Annotated in this window: 18 protein-coding genes and 1 pseudogene; 10 read left to right on the plus strand and 9 right to left on the minus strand. The window is 58.8% G+C overall.

All coding sequences use genetic code 11. The annotated features are described in order from the left end of the window. Window positions 1–65: 65 nt before the first annotated feature. A pseudogene (locus AC4LE2_RS07385) lies at window positions 66–707 on the plus strand (site-specific integrase); the annotation flags it as partial. Here AC4LE2_RS07385 and AC4LE2_RS07390 read toward each other — a convergent pair. Further along, entirely contained in the window at window positions 692–1,186 is a 495-nt protein-coding gene (locus tag AC4LE2_RS07390) for a hypothetical protein (protein ID WP_491825139.1), read from the minus strand. The pseudogene AC4LE2_RS07385 and the gene AC4LE2_RS07390 sit on opposite strands and share 16 nt — an antisense overlap. Window positions 1,187–1,498: 312 nt before the next feature. Between AC4LE2_RS07390 and AC4LE2_RS07395 the strand changes: the two genes are divergently transcribed. Continuing rightward, window positions 1,499–1,741 (plus strand): DUF4160 domain-containing protein, encoded by a 243-nt coding sequence (locus AC4LE2_RS07395; RefSeq protein WP_491825140.1) that lies wholly within the window; start codon window positions 1,499–1,501, stop codon window positions 1,739–1,741. After that, on the plus strand, window positions 1,734–2,276 hold the full coding sequence (locus AC4LE2_RS07400) for a DUF2442 domain-containing protein (protein WP_491825141.1): 543 nt from the start codon (window positions 1,734–1,736) through the stop codon (window positions 2,274–2,276). Before AC4LE2_RS07395 ends, AC4LE2_RS07400 begins: the two co-directional genes overlap by 8 nt. Window positions 2,277–2,323: 47 nt before the next feature. Here the strand turns inward: AC4LE2_RS07400 and AC4LE2_RS07405 are convergent, their stop codons facing one another. The 4 genes from AC4LE2_RS07405 to AC4LE2_RS07420 form a co-directional block, all read right to left on the minus strand. Beyond that, on the minus strand, window positions 2,324–2,680 hold the full coding sequence (locus AC4LE2_RS07405) for a phage tail assembly chaperone (protein WP_491825142.1): 357 nt from the start codon (window positions 2,678–2,680) through the stop codon (window positions 2,324–2,326). Window positions 2,681–2,867: 187 nt separating this feature from the next. Then, the gene (locus AC4LE2_RS07410; RefSeq protein ID WP_491825143.1) at window positions 2,868–3,698 is read right to left on the minus strand and encodes a M10 family metallopeptidase C-terminal domain-containing protein; all 831 of its coding nucleotides are present in this window, start codon (window positions 3,696–3,698) and stop codon (window positions 2,868–2,870) included. A gap of 91 nt (window positions 3,699–3,789) precedes the next feature. Continuing rightward, the gene (locus AC4LE2_RS07415; RefSeq protein ID WP_491825144.1) at window positions 3,790–4,044 is read right to left on the minus strand and encodes a hypothetical protein; all 255 of its coding nucleotides are present in this window, start codon (window positions 4,042–4,044) and stop codon (window positions 3,790–3,792) included. 303 nt (window positions 4,045–4,347) lie between these two features. Further along, entirely contained in the window at window positions 4,348–4,509 is a 162-nt protein-coding gene (locus tag AC4LE2_RS07420) for a hypothetical protein (protein ID WP_491825145.1), read from the minus strand. A 182-nt stretch (window positions 4,510–4,691) separates the two neighbouring features. On the opposite strand from AC4LE2_RS07420, the gene AC4LE2_RS07425 reads away from it, so the two are divergent. From AC4LE2_RS07425 to AC4LE2_RS07455, 7 genes are all read left to right on the plus strand, one after another. Beyond that, complete coding sequence (locus AC4LE2_RS07425) at window positions 4,692–5,342, plus strand: YjfI family protein (RefSeq protein WP_491828076.1); 651 nt, start codon at window positions 4,692–4,694, stop codon at window positions 5,340–5,342. A 21-nt stretch (window positions 5,343–5,363) separates the two neighbouring features. Further along, window positions 5,364–6,071, plus strand: coding sequence for a PspA/IM30 family protein (locus tag AC4LE2_RS07430; RefSeq protein WP_491828077.1), 708 nt, complete (start codon window positions 5,364–5,366; stop codon window positions 6,069–6,071). 65 nt (window positions 6,072–6,136) lie between these two features. After that, window positions 6,137–6,685, plus strand: coding sequence for a rhomboid family intramembrane serine protease (locus AC4LE2_RS07435; RefSeq protein WP_491825146.1), 549 nt, complete (start codon window positions 6,137–6,139; stop codon window positions 6,683–6,685). 46 nt (window positions 6,686–6,731) lie between these two features. Further along, window positions 6,732–7,397 (plus strand): DUF2491 family protein, encoded by a 666-nt coding sequence (locus AC4LE2_RS07440; protein ID WP_491825147.1) that lies wholly within the window; start codon window positions 6,732–6,734, stop codon window positions 7,395–7,397. 15 nt (window positions 7,398–7,412) lie between these two features. Further along, window positions 7,413–7,838 (plus strand): DUF350 domain-containing protein, encoded by a 426-nt coding sequence (locus AC4LE2_RS07445; protein WP_491825148.1) that lies wholly within the window; start codon window positions 7,413–7,415, stop codon window positions 7,836–7,838. A gap of 16 nt (window positions 7,839–7,854) precedes the next feature. Then, a complete protein-coding gene (locus AC4LE2_RS07450) occupies window positions 7,855–8,583 on the plus strand; it encodes a DUF1190 domain-containing protein (protein ID WP_491825149.1) in 729 nt (242 codons plus the stop codon). 69 nt (window positions 8,584–8,652) lie between these two features. Continuing rightward, window positions 8,653–9,810, plus strand: coding sequence for a glutathionylspermidine synthase family protein (locus AC4LE2_RS07455; RefSeq protein WP_491825150.1), 1,158 nt, complete (start codon window positions 8,653–8,655; stop codon window positions 9,808–9,810). Window positions 9,811–9,873: 63 nt separating this feature from the next. Here AC4LE2_RS07455 and AC4LE2_RS07460 read toward each other — a convergent pair whose 3' ends face one another. The 4 genes from AC4LE2_RS07460 to AC4LE2_RS07475 are packed head-to-tail and all read right to left on the minus strand — an operon-like array spanning window position 9,874 to window position 12,912. Beyond that, complete coding sequence (locus AC4LE2_RS07460; RefSeq protein WP_491825151.1) at window positions 9,874–10,536, minus strand: glycosyltransferase family 2 protein; 663 nt, start codon at window positions 10,534–10,536, stop codon at window positions 9,874–9,876. Next, complete coding sequence (locus AC4LE2_RS07465) at window positions 10,533–11,129, minus strand: class I SAM-dependent methyltransferase (protein WP_491825152.1); 597 nt, start codon at window positions 11,127–11,129, stop codon at window positions 10,533–10,535. The genes AC4LE2_RS07460 and AC4LE2_RS07465 overlap by 4 nt, the downstream gene beginning before the upstream one ends. After that, window positions 11,126–11,893 (minus strand): PIG-L deacetylase family protein, encoded by a 768-nt coding sequence (locus tag AC4LE2_RS07470; protein ID WP_491825153.1) that lies wholly within the window; start codon window positions 11,891–11,893, stop codon window positions 11,126–11,128. Before AC4LE2_RS07470 ends, AC4LE2_RS07465 begins: the two co-directional genes overlap by 4 nt. Next, window positions 11,890–12,912 (minus strand): acyl-CoA dehydrogenase, encoded by a 1,023-nt coding sequence (locus AC4LE2_RS07475; RefSeq protein WP_491825154.1) that lies wholly within the window; start codon window positions 12,910–12,912, stop codon window positions 11,890–11,892. The genes AC4LE2_RS07470 and AC4LE2_RS07475 overlap by 4 nt, the downstream gene beginning before the upstream one ends. Between the last annotated feature and the right edge of the window lie 5 nt (window positions 12,913–12,917).

The raw sequence follows: 12,917 nt of genomic DNA on the forward strand, positions 1-12,917 counted from the left end.
CCGCTCGTTTTTGAGGTGTCGGTGGTAAAATTTACCACCCGAAAATCGAGTTTTACCACCGGCTCATGGCAACGATACGTAAGCGTAAGAAAAAGGACGGAACGGCGGTATACACAGCGCAGATCCGAATAAAGAAGAGTGGGGCGATAGTCTATCAAGAATGCCAAACCTTTGATCGCTTGCTGGCCGCTAGGGGATGGGCTGCGCGTCGGGAGGTGGAGCTAGCAGCGCCTGGAAGTATCGCCCGAGCCTTGCGAGGCGGTGAAGCCATGCTCTCGGACATCATCAAGCGTTACCTGGAAGAGTACGAGCGCATCCGCCCCCTGGGTAAAACCAAGCGCGCTACGCTTCAAGCCTTGCGGGCTTCTTGGCTAGGGGAGTTAAGCGAGACCCAGCTCACCAGCCAAAAGCTGGTTGAGTTTGCCCAGTGGCGCATGAGTGCAGAAGGCGGTGGGGTACAGGCACAGACAGTGGGGAACGACCTTTCCCACTTGGGTACGGTACTTAGCGTGGCCAAACCGGCTTGGGGGTACCAGATTGATCCGCACGCTATGACCGGCGCTCGCGCAGTGTTGCGCAAGTTGGGTATGGTGAGCCGCAGCCGAGAGTGGACCTGACGGCCAACGCTGGATGAGTTGGAGACACTCCTTCAGCACTTCTTCGCCATGTTAGAGCGCCGCCCAAGCTCGCTTCACATGCCCCGCTTAGGGGTGGTCGTCACTTGCTCATCCGTAAGGGGCCCCACAAGGCGGAGGGCATCCACGCAGGCCATTAACTGAGCATGGTTGGTGATGATCCGCTCCACGCGGATATAGCCCTGCTCGGTCGCGCCACACGCACAGCCGCCGCTTTTCTGCCCGGCCGGGAAGGGCTGGTCGCAACTGGCGCAATGTGTGTTGAGGCGACGCAGCCTTACCTCATGCACGGGGATGCGTTCGGCAAGCGTGTCCATCACTGCCTTTTCCTTCTTTACTGCCATCACCAGGAAGTGACTCAAGGTCGCCGTCTTCAGCTGGGCCAGCGCGTCGAAGGCCTGGCGGCTCTGCTCGGTGACCACGCTTCGCGCAAAGTGCAGCTTGATAATGCGCGTCATGATCGCTTCGGAGGCGTCCACGGCGGCGTTTTGGCTGATAACAATGGTGCCCCTGAAAGGTGGCTCATAGGTTTCATTGCCGACCGTCTTCATGACTGGCTATCCAGCCCAGGTACGCCAGAACTCGCGACTTCACCCTAGCTGAGCCTCTGCCGCCAGGAGGGCCTTCAGCCCCGTGTACTGCCCAGTCGGGCTGCTGCCGCCTATGATGGTAGGTAGTGGACATGGGCGTACCTATGTGTGCGTGTTACACATAGGTTGCTCAGTCAAATGCCGTCAGAACATAACTTGGTGTTGTGTGACCACACAGTAAAGCCCTGGCCCGCCCTGCATATGTCACTGCCCCGTGGGGGCACAATCGGGGACGGTGGTTGAAAACCCAAGCGCATAGGTTATTATGCGCACATGCCTACAATAATCCGTATTAGCGGCCTTCGAGTTGTCATTTATCCCAACGATTACAGGCCTGCCCATGTGCATGTGATTGGTAATGGCTGCGAAGCAGTATTTATTGTGAACTGCCCCGATGGGCCACCTGAACTGCGAGAAAGCTATGGCTTTAGCAGACCTAAGCTGAACACGGTGGTGAGCAGTCTGGTAGCCGAGTTGGCGACCTTGTGCAAACAGTGGAGGGAAATTCATGGCTGACATATCCGAACGTGAGTTGCACGAAGCTGAGGCACGTATGCAAGCTCGCCTTGTTGCAGGGCCGCGAGCCATTGCGGCACGTTTTGACCGGCGAGCCTCTAGGATCGTGATTGCGCTGAGCAGTGGTGTGGAGCTAGCGTTTCCGCCTCGCCTTGCCGAGGGTTTGAGTGACGCCCAGCCCGACGACCTGGACGAGATTGAGATAACACCAACCGGCTTGGGGCTTCATTTTCCCAGCCTGGATGCAGACCTTTACGTGCCAGCGCTGCTGCAAGGCACCCTGGGTAGCAGCGCCTGGATGGCTAAAACACTGGGCGCCAAAGGCGGCTCTAGTACCTCTCAAGTGAAAGCGGCGGCTGCTCGCGCAAACGGCAAACTGGGCGGGCGCCCACGCCTCGCCATATCGGCCAGTCAGGCCAAGCCCAAGGCCAAGAAAGCCGCCGCCAAGGCTGTGAAAAAGGTCCCTTCCACGCGAAGAAAGACAGTGGCCAGCGACGATGACACAAACCCTACAGGCCGACACCGCAAGGCGTAATAAACGGTTGCTGGCCTCTCACGGGCATCGTGCCTGGCTGTCTTGCTCTATAGAGCTGCCTGGGGCTGTTCAGGCCATGTTATCTGAGCTGGAAACCCAGCCTGATCAGGCAATACGCCTAACGATGCCCTGTACCCTCGCCATGCTTCCACTTGGCTGCTCAGCTCGTCGCGGCGCCTATTGGCTGCTTCGTTAATCAAGCCCCTCGATTCTGCGTCCTGAAGCGTATCCAGCTGCATCTCAAGCTGCGTTATATGGGCAGTGGCCTCGTGAATGAGCTGTTCCCACTCAGCTTCAGCGCTAGCTCGAAGATAGGCTGCTGAGGCTGCTGAGGGTGCATTGACGGTGCCATACTCGCTTGCCTTCGCTCGATCAAACGCTCCCGCCATGCACCTCAGGGGCATCCGGCGAGGCTGTAAACGGCACCTCGCCGAGCGCGCTCAAGGGCCCTTTGAATCTCACCAACAAGTCTATGGCCGTCTGCTCAGGGTTGGCCCAGCGCGGGTTCCGAGCGCTGGCCACCGTAGGCTTAGACACCTGCGCCGATTTGATAGGTGATGATTTTTTCGGTGTGGGCATTGCTGCTTTCTCCTATCCAACTCGCTGCCATAGTGAACGCTCCCCGCCACTGACAGCGCCGGCATGACCATGCAGAAGCGCCACCAGTTCCGTGGCAGCGCCCGTAATGGTGTCCTTGGCAGATGTGCATTCAAACGTAGGCGGGGTAAACACCAGGTTACCGCTGTTCAATTGGTCTACCAGGTTGCCGTCCAGGGCCAGCTCGAAGCGTTGCCCGGAGGCATCGGCATCGTAGCTTATGAGGTAAGTACGGCTGCCGTCGGCGCTTGCCTGCACGGCCAGGGTGCCGTCGTGGCCGTCGCCGATGCCGGTGAAGTCTAGGCCGATCAAGTCGATACGGTCATGGGCAGGGTCAAAGTCCTGAATGCGGTCACTGACGTTCTGCGACGCAGTGCGGTAACTGTCACTGAGCGCGCTGAAACGGAAGATGTCCGCGCCAGCGCCGCCTTGGAGCAAGTCGCGGCCGCCACCGGCCTGGAGTACGTCATCGCCCGCCAAGCCATGAATCACCTCAGCCACATCGGCGCCTTTCAGGAGGTCTGCGCCGGTGTAGCCGTCGATATGTAGCTTGCCGTCTTGGCTGCCGAAACTGCTATCCACGTTGCCATCGGCATTGAAGCGGATAATGCTGAAATCGCCGTTAGTCGTGCCTGTGGCGAGGATCTTTCCATCGGCCTGCACCGTCACCGCCATCGGTGCGTCGGTTACGAAAGTTACTTTGCCGTCATCGCCGAAACTTTTGCCATAGGAGCCATCGGTATTGAGCCGCACTACGGTGGCTGCGGTATCGCTGCCGCCGTGGCCCATGACGATGATCTTGCCATCGTCTTGCACGGTAAGCACAGAGTCGTCGCCAAACCCCATCCTAGGGGTTAGAAACAGAAGCCCTTGTCGCCGAAACGGGTATCGAGTTGGCCGTCAGGATTAAAGCGCTTCAGGATAAAGAAGGGGTCTTGAAGGAGCAGAAGGCTATACGAGCCCCGTACACGACACTGCCATCGGCTTGCACTGCGGTGGAAATCTCTTCGGTGTAGTAGTCGTCGTCAATGGGGATAGCCAGGGTTAAGGTGCCTTTATTGCCAAAGCTCTCAACTAACGAGCCGTCATTGGCGATCTTGATCACTGCCGCTTCGTCAAATCCGCGAACGCTGAGCAGGGAGGTGCCGTCTGTCGCGACCTTCAGCTCCATCCCTACGAAGTAAGCGACAGTGTCTACGGTAATAGCACCGTTCTTGCCAAGGTAAGATCACGGCTGCCATTGCTGTTGAAGCGCTCCATTCGTACACCTTCGGGTTCATCTATAGCAACAAGTACCTTGCCGTCGGGTTGCACCGCTGCTACTTCGTAGCGCGACGCGGGGGCTTGCGGTGGGAACAATGTCCACACCCCCTTCATGGAAGCGGGTGTCCAGGCTGCCGCCTGCGTTCAGGCGGATGACCGAATGATCCTGCTCGTAGCCATAGCTCTCCTCGCCTGGTGCATCGGGGTCACCCTACGCTAGGTAGTCGGTATAACCCCCCACCAGAATCTTGCCATCAGGTTGGATAACGAGGCTCTGGTTAGCATCAAACTGACAGGTAAGGTCGACCTGAACAGTGCCAGGGCCAGTTCTGACGGTATGCGTGGTTGCGGTGGTGCGGTTGGAAGTCGTCATAGGTTAATCCTTTAGAGGATGATCCATGACCTCAATAGAGCGGCCAGGTTTTTCACCCTGACAAAGGTTTGCAGCAGTCACAAATCCTTACATGTAATATTTTAAAAACCTTACATGAAACATTGCAAGACCCTCTCGGCGGGCGTAGGGTGCTGCTCATGCAAGACACCGAGGCCCACCGCATGCCGCCCAGAAAGAAAGCTGAATCCACCGCGGTACCCCCTGCTTCGAAGGCTAAAACCAGTACCGATTATGTCCGCAGCATGCGGCAGCGGCTGGCTGAGGCAGGGCTGGTAAAGCGCGAGTTCTGGATTCTTCCTGAAAACGCAGATGCACTTCGGGGTATGGAGAAAGCACTGCGGCAACCCTTCCTAGGCGAACGGATAAAACTGGAGCATTTCATGACGCAAAACAGCAACTGGACGATTGAATCGTTACACAAGGCGCTTGAAGAGCTGGAAATCGTGACCTCCGGCCAGGTGCGCTTGGCGCATGGGGCGGGTGACAGCATTGCTTTGACCATGACCGAGCACGGCGACCTGCCTGTCTACATTGCCGTGTCAGGTGACCAGATTCTGGTGGATACCACCTTGGTGGAAGTCTCGAAAGTCAAGGAGCCTGCAGCCTTCAACAACGTGGTACTGCGCAGTCGCGACCTATTCCCGCTGTCCTCGGTAGGTATCGAAACCCTGGGTGCCGGCACTGAGGTGTATTGCATGTTCGGCGCTTTGAGCGCGGCATCAGACCTCACTGTAATCGTGCAAGAAGTGCTGACCCTGGCGGACAACGTGATCCGTGCAGTCGACGCTTTCGAAGACTATTTCAACGCTTAAGCCCCCTTTGCGGGCAGGAGTATTTCAATGAGTGTCTGGAAAAAAATTGCAACCGCCCTTCGTGGTGGCGCTTCTGAAGTAGGCGAAGCCATCGTCGACGCCAATGCCATCCGTATCTTGGAGCAGGAACACCGCGACGCTGATACCGCTGTGCTTAAGGCCCGCAATGGGCTGATTGAAATCAAGGCGCGGCAAAAGCTGTCACTGCAACGCCTGGAGGGCTACGCCTCTGATATCGCCAGTTGGGAAAGCAAGGCAATGGCCGCGCTGAACAAGGGCGAAGAGAACCTGGCCGCGGAATGCGCGGGCAAGGTGGCTGAACTCGAAGGCCTGCGTGACCAAGAGAAACTGCTGGCAGAACAGTTCGGCAAGCAAGTCGATACGTTGCAGGCGCAGGTCACCAAGGCTGATGCCCAAATCAAGGGTTTGAAGCAGCAAATTGAAATGGCCAAGGCGCGTGAGACCGTGCAGCAAGCACGCGTGGCCACCGCTGCCGCTACGGGCGGTGCCAATGGCAAGCTTGAAACTGCCGTAGGTTCGTTGGCGCGTATCAAGGAGCGCCAAGATGCTCAGGACGCTCGCCTGGAGGCTGCCCAAGAGCTGGCCGACACCGCAAACGGTGGAGACCTGGAGCGTCGCCTGCAGCAAGCCGGTATTGGTGCCAAAGCCAGCGGTGCCGATGATGTACTGGCCCGCCTCAAGGCCAAGCAGAACGGTACTGCGCAGTAATTGCTAAAGAGGGCAAGCAGGCATTGCGTGCTTGCCCTGCCCAACACTGGAGGCGGGGAGCGCGCATGGGCATGCGGTTTAAGGTGATAGCTGCCTTGGTTGGGCTATTGGTCGTTGTCCAAGTGCTCAACACGGTCAGCGGCAACGCGCTCGTTCACCATGGCATTCTTCCGCGTACTTTGTACGGCTTGCAGGGCATTGTCTTCGCCCCGGCGCTTCACGGCTCCTTCCGGCACCTGTTCAGTAACCTTCTACCACTGGTCGTACTCAGTTGGTTGGTCATGAGCGAAGGGGTAGAGCGTTACTTCAGGGTCACCGTGCTGATTTGTCTGATCGGTGGCTTACTGGTGTGGGCGTTTGGGCGTACCAGCCTCCATGTAGGTGCCAGTGGTTTGGTCTTCGGTTTGTGGGCTTACCTGCTGGCGCGGGCGTGGTACGAGCGCAGTATCGTCAGTGTATTGATCGCAATCTTGGTAGTCTTGACCTACAGCGGTCTGATCATAGGTTTCATCCCGGTGCCAGGCGTGTCATTCGAAAGCCACCTGTTTGGTGCGCTTGCGGGGGCAATAGTCGGCTGGCTGATGCATTCAAAGGCCTTGGTGGCAAACGCCTAGGCAAGCCATGGCCTGCCTACCCAGAGCATTCAATCAGGAGTTTTCAATGAGTTGGTTAAAGCGGGCACTTGGCCTGGAAGCGCCAAAGGGTTCAAGCGCGTTGCCAGATACGGCCCAGGCGCACGGCTTACCCCTTGGGCTGGCACCGGAGCGGATGATCTGCTTCAGCCCCAATCTTAAAGGGCTTCTGGCAGGTGAATCCGATCTGGTCATACCGGCTGACGATAAGGTCTGGGCGCTGGGCACGCTTGAGCTGGGCCAGGCCAAACGATTGGTACGGGCCTATCTGGACAACGAAGACTTTTTCGTCCAGTTCGTGATGAACGGGCCGGGTGCCCACGACATGGAGGACATTATCCTCTTCGGTTACTACGACGTAAAAACCATTGCGAGCGAGGCCGAACTGCTTCGTTTGGTAGGTGAACACGCGAAGATTGGCATGCCTTACTATGACCTTGAAGGCGCCGAGTACGGTCGTCAGTGGGGCAGTGAAGATGGGCAAACCGAGTTGGTGCCACTGGTGGAGCAGGTTGTCAATCCGGAAGGGGCCTACCGTGTGAACCACAACAGCATGCTGTACGCCCGCGACATGGGCCTGACCAATCGACGTGAGTTCCTGTTGTTTTCGGTCGAGGAAGATGCAGAAGGCAATGTCTCACTGACTACCGCCGTCGGCGTATCGCTCCAACCTACGGACATCACCGTCCTCTGATAAGGAATTCTCTCTATGCTTGACGCGCTCCGAATGTCACTCAACGCCACTGCCGTGTTTGGTTTTCTGCTGTACATCGTCGTAGCGGCGCTGCTGTTCGCTTTGTTTCAGTTTGTTTACACCCGGATCACCCCGCATAAGGAATTCGAGCTGATCCGGAGCAACAACCCGGCGGCGGCTATCGCGTTAGGCGGTTCATTGATCGGCTTCGCGTTGCCTGCCAGCAGCATCATTTCCTACAGCGTCAGCGTGCTGGACTTCGTCGTATGGGTGCTTATCGCCGGTGTGGTGCAGTTGCTTGCCTTCTTCGTTACCAGCCGTGTACTCAAAGGCCTGGCGACACGTATCGCCCAGGGTGAGTTGGCTGCGGCTATTTATTCCGCCTGTGTCGCTGTGAGCGTGGGCTTGCTGAACTCGGCCTGCATGACACCGTCAGCCTGAGCACAAGGAGAGATCGATGAGAGCTCGCAGTTCGGTACACCTGGTACTGGCCGGTACATTGCCTCTGGCGCTGGCAGGCTGTAGCAACCCTGACGAAACCGTGCCGTATTCGGTAAAGAAGACGTTCCAGTCCGTTCAGGAATGCGCCGAAACCAAGGTCCCCGTGGATGTCTGCTCCGAAGCCTATATCCAAGCGCTGTCGGATCACCGCAAGACCGCACCTACCTATGACGACCAGGCAGCGTGCGACGCCGATTTCGTGCAGGATTATTGCCAAGCCACCTCAGACGGCAAATTCATGCCCAAGATGGGCGGCTTCGAGCTTGCGTTGTCAGGCAACTTGCCTAAAGCAGAAGTAGAGCAGGCTCAAGCCCAGGCGCAAGGCAGCAGCCTCTGGAACGGTGGCAACAATCTGCTTACAGGGTTGCTGATCGGCCATATGATTTCAGGCATGGGCAACAACCGATACTACAGCCAGCCGGTTTATGACACGCGCGATGGCCGAGGAGGGTATAGCCGGTCCACATTGGCGCGGCAGATCGAACAGGGTAAAACCTTTGGTCGGTCTACCCAGGCACGCAGCAGCGGCACGGGTGGTTATCCCGCCAGCACGCTAGGCCGCAGTTTAGGCAGTAAGGGCGGCAACGTAAGCTCCACCGTGTCGCGCGGCGGTTTCGGCCAGCAGGCTACCGCGCGCAGCGGCTGGGGCGGCCGTAGCGCTGGAGGCTACAGCGGTGGCGGCTAGCGAGATCCGTCAGCGCGTGCGGGCAAGTACGGGTGTTGCATAGCGAAGCGTGGGCTCAGGTTGTCGAGTATGAAAAAGATCAAAATCAACGAACGGCCCAACTGGCAGGCCCAGGTAGAAAGCCAAGGCTTTGACTTCCATACCATCGAGGGTGAACGGTATTGGGATGAGCGGCATTACTACTGCTTTACCCAGGCGCAGATAGAACAGGATATCGAGGCACCCACCAAGGAGCTGCATGAGATGTGCATGGCCGTGGTCGCCGATGTAGTCGACAGCGAGGCGCTACTTACCCAACTGGCCATACCACCTGCGTATTTTGATCTGGTCCGCGATTCCTGGAAGCAGGCGCAGCCTCACCTCTATGGGCGGTTCGACCTGATCTATGACGGCAACGGCCCTGCCAAATGCGCGGAATATAACGCAGACACCTGTACGTCGCTGCTGGAGGCCGCTGCCGTACAGTTGCTTTGGCTGGAAGACCAGCTGGCCCATGGCGGCTTGCCACCGGGTGCTACCCAGTACAACAGCATCGCTGAAGATTTGGTTCAGCGCTTCTCACGTTTCGACACCGCTTCGGTTTTTCATTTTTCGGCAATTGCCGGCTCTACCGAAGACAGGGGAACAACTGATTTCCTGAGGAAAATGGCTGAGCTGGCCGGCATCGATACACTGCACATCGATGTGCAAGCCATCGGGCTGGATGCCCAAGGGCGCTTTGTCGACGAAGCCGGCGGCCTTATTCGACGGCTGTTCAAACTTCACCCTTGGGAAGATATTTTCCGTGAAGCATTTGGCCCTGCTATCCAGCACTCGGGGGCGCAGTTCTACGAGCCGCCGTGGAAGGCTATCGTCAGCAATAAGGGCATATTACCCCTGCTTTGGGAGCGCTTCGAAGGGCACCCCAATCTGCTACCAGCGTACGTGGACACAACTATCGACCAGCCTGTACCCCCTGGTTGGGTGCGCAAGCCTTACTTTTCCAGAGAGGGGGCAAACGTGGACATGTGCGCTGCAGACGGCACGCGTTATGTAGAAGACGGGCCTTATGTCGACGTGCCGCAGGTACTGCAGCAATACAAGGCTTTACCACGGTTCGATGACAGCTACGCCATTATCGGCTCATGGATGATCGGCGACATGGCCTCGGGTATCGGCATTCGAGAGGACGATACCCTTATAACGAAGGACACCAGCCGGTTCCTTCCACACGCGGTAATCGACTAGCCCCATAGGGGCATAGCCAGCCTTCCATTGAGTGGTTATAAGGTTAGCGTGCAATGGGTTGTGTCAGGACTGCATACCCTCGGCCAGCTCTTTGAGGTAGTCACTAAACCCGCCTTGTGCCCGGCAGTCGAAACGTGAGCTGGTAGTCACCCTGTTCAGGCTGGTCCATACGATTCGAGCGCCGCTGCGCTCCAGGTCTTCGATCAGGTGAACATCTTCATGAGCGCTCAGGGGGCGAAAGCCACCTACCCGGCGGTATGCCCGCGCGCAGACGCCCAGGTTGGCGCCATGGATGTGCCGGTGGCCTTCACGGTCCTGATAATTGGCAAGGTAACGCGCTTGCACGCTGGCGGAATGCTCGCCCCAGTCCGCTACATGCACGGTGCCACACACCGCTTCCGCACCAAATTGGAGTTGCTTGAACAGCCAGTCTTCGCCTACCAGGCTGTCAGCATCCGTACAGGCAAGCCAGCGAACGCCGCGGCCTAGCAGGTAGCTTGCGCCTACGCTGCGGGTATGGCCTACGTTACGGCTATTGACGCTGAGGGTGGGTACGCCCAATGCGGTGGCGACGGCTTCAGAGCCATCCGTGCAGGCATCCAGGACCGCTAGCACCTCAACCTGCTCGCCCGCCAGGCCAGGGTGTCTGGCGGCCTTGAGCACTGAGGCCAGGCAGGCACCCAGTAGTTGCTCTTCGTTATGTACGGGGACCAGAACACCGATCATTCGACCACCTCGCTTAAATCGAAGCCAGCCGGCTGGCCCCAGAGTTCTAGAATAAAATCCGTTTCCTGATGATGAATCCAGGGCGCTTGGCCCATCGCCTCGGTCAGCACCCGGTGCACACCCATGCCATCCAGTGCACAGCCCTCGATAGGATGCAGCCAGTGGCAGGCCACCAGGGTACCGCCAGGCGCCAAGCTGCGCCGTGCCCGGTCGCTTACGGCTTGCCAGGCGTCCGGGGGAAGGTAGTACCCAAATTCGCTTAAGACGATCAGATCAAATTCGCCTTCAGGCCAGTCCTGAGGCACAGCGGCCTGCTCCACGCTCACGTGTGTTAGCCCTGACAGCCGCTGTTGTGCCAGGGCTGCGGCCCGTTCATTAAAGTCGGTACACAGCAAACGGTCGCAGCGGTCCGCCAGGGCCAGGCTCAGCTCACCGTTAGAGCAGGCGGGTTCGAACGCATGCGCATAACGCTGCTGCGGAAGGTTCGCCATGACCAAGCTCCGCTTACGCTTTTCATACCAACGGCGGCGGTAAGCCCAAGGGTCTGTGTTGCCCTTATAGAGGTCGTCGAAGTAGCTTTCAGGGTCGGTCACAGAAATACCACCTCAAAGGGCTGTAGCCAGCGCTGTATGGCGGCCTGGCTCAGCACTGGCGCGGCCCCCGTGGTAGGGTCCGCGTGCAATTGGCTCTGATGAGCATGGATGGCCTGTTGCTTGCGCATCAGCCAGTCGGGATCAAGGGTCAATCGACGTGCGCGCTCCCACGGTAAGCGGGGGTCCTCAGGTGCAGCCCAGTGCCAGGCCCACACCGGAATCTCTACGACCTCGGCACCCACAGCCGCTGCTGCTGCCAGGCATGCACGGGCGACAGCCTCGTGGTCACAATGGCCGTCATGGCGCCAAGTGGTGAAGATGCGGTCCCCCGGGCGTAACAAGCTCTGCAACCGTGCAATCAACCCCTGTTCATCAGCAGCTACTCGGCTATCCGGCCACTGCAGGCGCGCCCAACTGATCGTATCGCGCTCAAGACCGACCGCGCGTAGGGCTGCAGTGCTTTCAGCCTCACGTACTACCCGCAGCCGCTCAGGTGGCCACTGGGTTGAGTCGGGGTGGCTGCCTTCGCCATCCGTAACGGAAACAAGCAGTACCGCTGCCGAACGGTCTACCACCGCTGCCAGTAAGCCGCCACAGGCGATCACTTCGTCGTCAGGATGGGGCGCTACCACTACGATTCTGCGGTCAGGGGGGGCCAGCTCGTGCACGCTGATAGGGGCGACCTCAGCTAGTTTGCGTGAGGTCTGCCAGGCCTCAAGCGGCGTCCCAGCGGTGCGTATCAGGTTTTCAGGCTCATCGTTCATAAGCACCAGCCCGCAGCGTGAGGAAGGTCACGGGTCAGCGCCCCGAGTGCGGCCAGGTCGCGTTCTGCATGGCTTTGTCGTACGAAAACAGGCAAGTCGGCGGCCAGCCGAGCGAAATGTCGGTTACGGCAAAAGGGCGCTGCGCCCAGGGTGCGGCCTACATGGTGCAGGACCTGCTCCACGGCATGTTCCACTTGGGCACGTACCCGTCGTACGGGCAATTCGGCATTGTCCTGCGGGTGACTATCAATCCAGCGCGCGCACTCACGCAGGGCCGTTGCCGCCGAGGCCAGCGCTACGTCAAGGGCACCTAAGTGGGCGAGGGCATGGGGGTCGTCGCGGGTGGCCTCACGTGCATATTCGCCCAGGCGCGCCGCAGCGCCATACCAGCAGGCTGCGATGCCGCCGCCGCCTTGCCAGAAGCCAGGTCGGCTGAGATACCCATCCCCAGACACGACCGCTTCAGCGATCACGTTGTCCAAGCGTATGTCCAGAGTGGCAGTGGCAGCCATGCCCACTGCGTGCCAGCTCCCTTCAAGAATCTCTATGCCAGGTTGATCGAGCCTGACAGCCGCGAGCCAGGGCTCCCCCTGGGCGCCCCATACCGTCATCAATGCGCGGTCTACCTGTGCAGCGCCAGAGCACCATGCCTTCGTACCGGTGAGCAGCAAGGTGCCGTCGCCCTGAAGCTCGGCCAGTACCTTTGCCATAGGTGGCTCGGCTGCCCAAACTGCCCACAAGTCATGTCCTGGATCGGTGCCTGGTGACACCTCAGCCAAGATGGCGAGCGCATCGGTATGGCTTTCGAAAAACTTGGCAAGCGACAGGTCTACCGCGGCCACATCGGCCAGCGCTCGCCAACGTTGCAGCGTAGCACCGCTTCCAGGCTGAGGCAGTTGAGTGCCTCCCCCTTTAATCAGGCTGCGTAAATGCTGTTCAATGGCCACGCCACCCGCATTCGGGCCTGTGGCCTCGCTAAAGGTCAAGGGAGGCTGCCAAGCCGGGGCGTGTGAGGTCATGAAAA

The organism is Pseudomonas sp. 9.3L (assembly GCF_058536285.1).

Bases quoted from the DNA above. Each gene is read 5' to 3' on its own strand.
- AC4LE2_RS07390 (WP_491825139.1), bottom strand. From the start codon at position 1,186: ATGAAGACGGTCGGCAATGAAACCTATGAGCCACCTTTCAGGGGCACC.
- AC4LE2_RS07405 (WP_491825142.1), bottom strand. From the start codon at position 2,680: ATGCCCCTGAGGTGCATGGCGGGAGCGTTTGATCGAGCGAAGGCAAGC.
- AC4LE2_RS07415 (WP_491825144.1), bottom strand. From the start codon at position 4,044: ATGGAGCTGAAGGTCGCGACAGACGGCACCTCCCTGCTCAGCGTTCGC.
- AC4LE2_RS07460 (WP_491825151.1), bottom strand. From the start codon at position 10,536: ATGATCGGTGTTCTGGTCCCCGTACATAACGAAGAGCAACTACTGGGT.
- AC4LE2_RS07435 (WP_491825146.1), top strand. From the start codon at position 6,137: ATGGGCATGCGGTTTAAGGTGATAGCTGCCTTGGTTGGGCTATTGGTC.
- AC4LE2_RS07440 (WP_491825147.1), top strand. From the start codon at position 6,732: ATGAGTTGGTTAAAGCGGGCACTTGGCCTGGAAGCGCCAAAGGGTTCA.
- AC4LE2_RS07470 (WP_491825153.1), bottom strand. From the start codon at position 11,893: ATGAACGATGAGCCTGAAAACCTGATACGCACCGCTGGGACGCCGCTT.
- AC4LE2_RS07455 (WP_491825150.1), top strand. From the start codon at position 8,653: ATGAAAAAGATCAAAATCAACGAACGGCCCAACTGGCAGGCCCAGGTA.
- AC4LE2_RS07400 (WP_491825141.1), top strand. From the start codon at position 1,734: ATGGCTGACATATCCGAACGTGAGTTGCACGAAGCTGAGGCACGTATG.
- AC4LE2_RS07450 (WP_491825149.1), top strand. From the start codon at position 7,855: ATGAGAGCTCGCAGTTCGGTACACCTGGTACTGGCCGGTACATTGCCT.
- AC4LE2_RS07425 (WP_491828076.1), top strand. From the start codon at position 4,692: ATGCCGCCCAGAAAGAAAGCTGAATCCACCGCGGTACCCCCTGCTTCG.
- AC4LE2_RS07420 (WP_491825145.1), bottom strand. From the start codon at position 4,509: ATGACGACTTCCAACCGCACCACCGCAACCACGCATACCGTCAGAACT.
- AC4LE2_RS07475 (WP_491825154.1), bottom strand. From the start codon at position 12,912: ATGACCTCACACGCCCCGGCTTGGCAGCCTCCCTTGACCTTTAGCGAG.
- AC4LE2_RS07395 (WP_491825140.1), top strand. From the start codon at position 1,499: ATGCCTACAATAATCCGTATTAGCGGCCTTCGAGTTGTCATTTATCCC.
- AC4LE2_RS07445 (WP_491825148.1), top strand. From the start codon at position 7,413: ATGCTTGACGCGCTCCGAATGTCACTCAACGCCACTGCCGTGTTTGGT.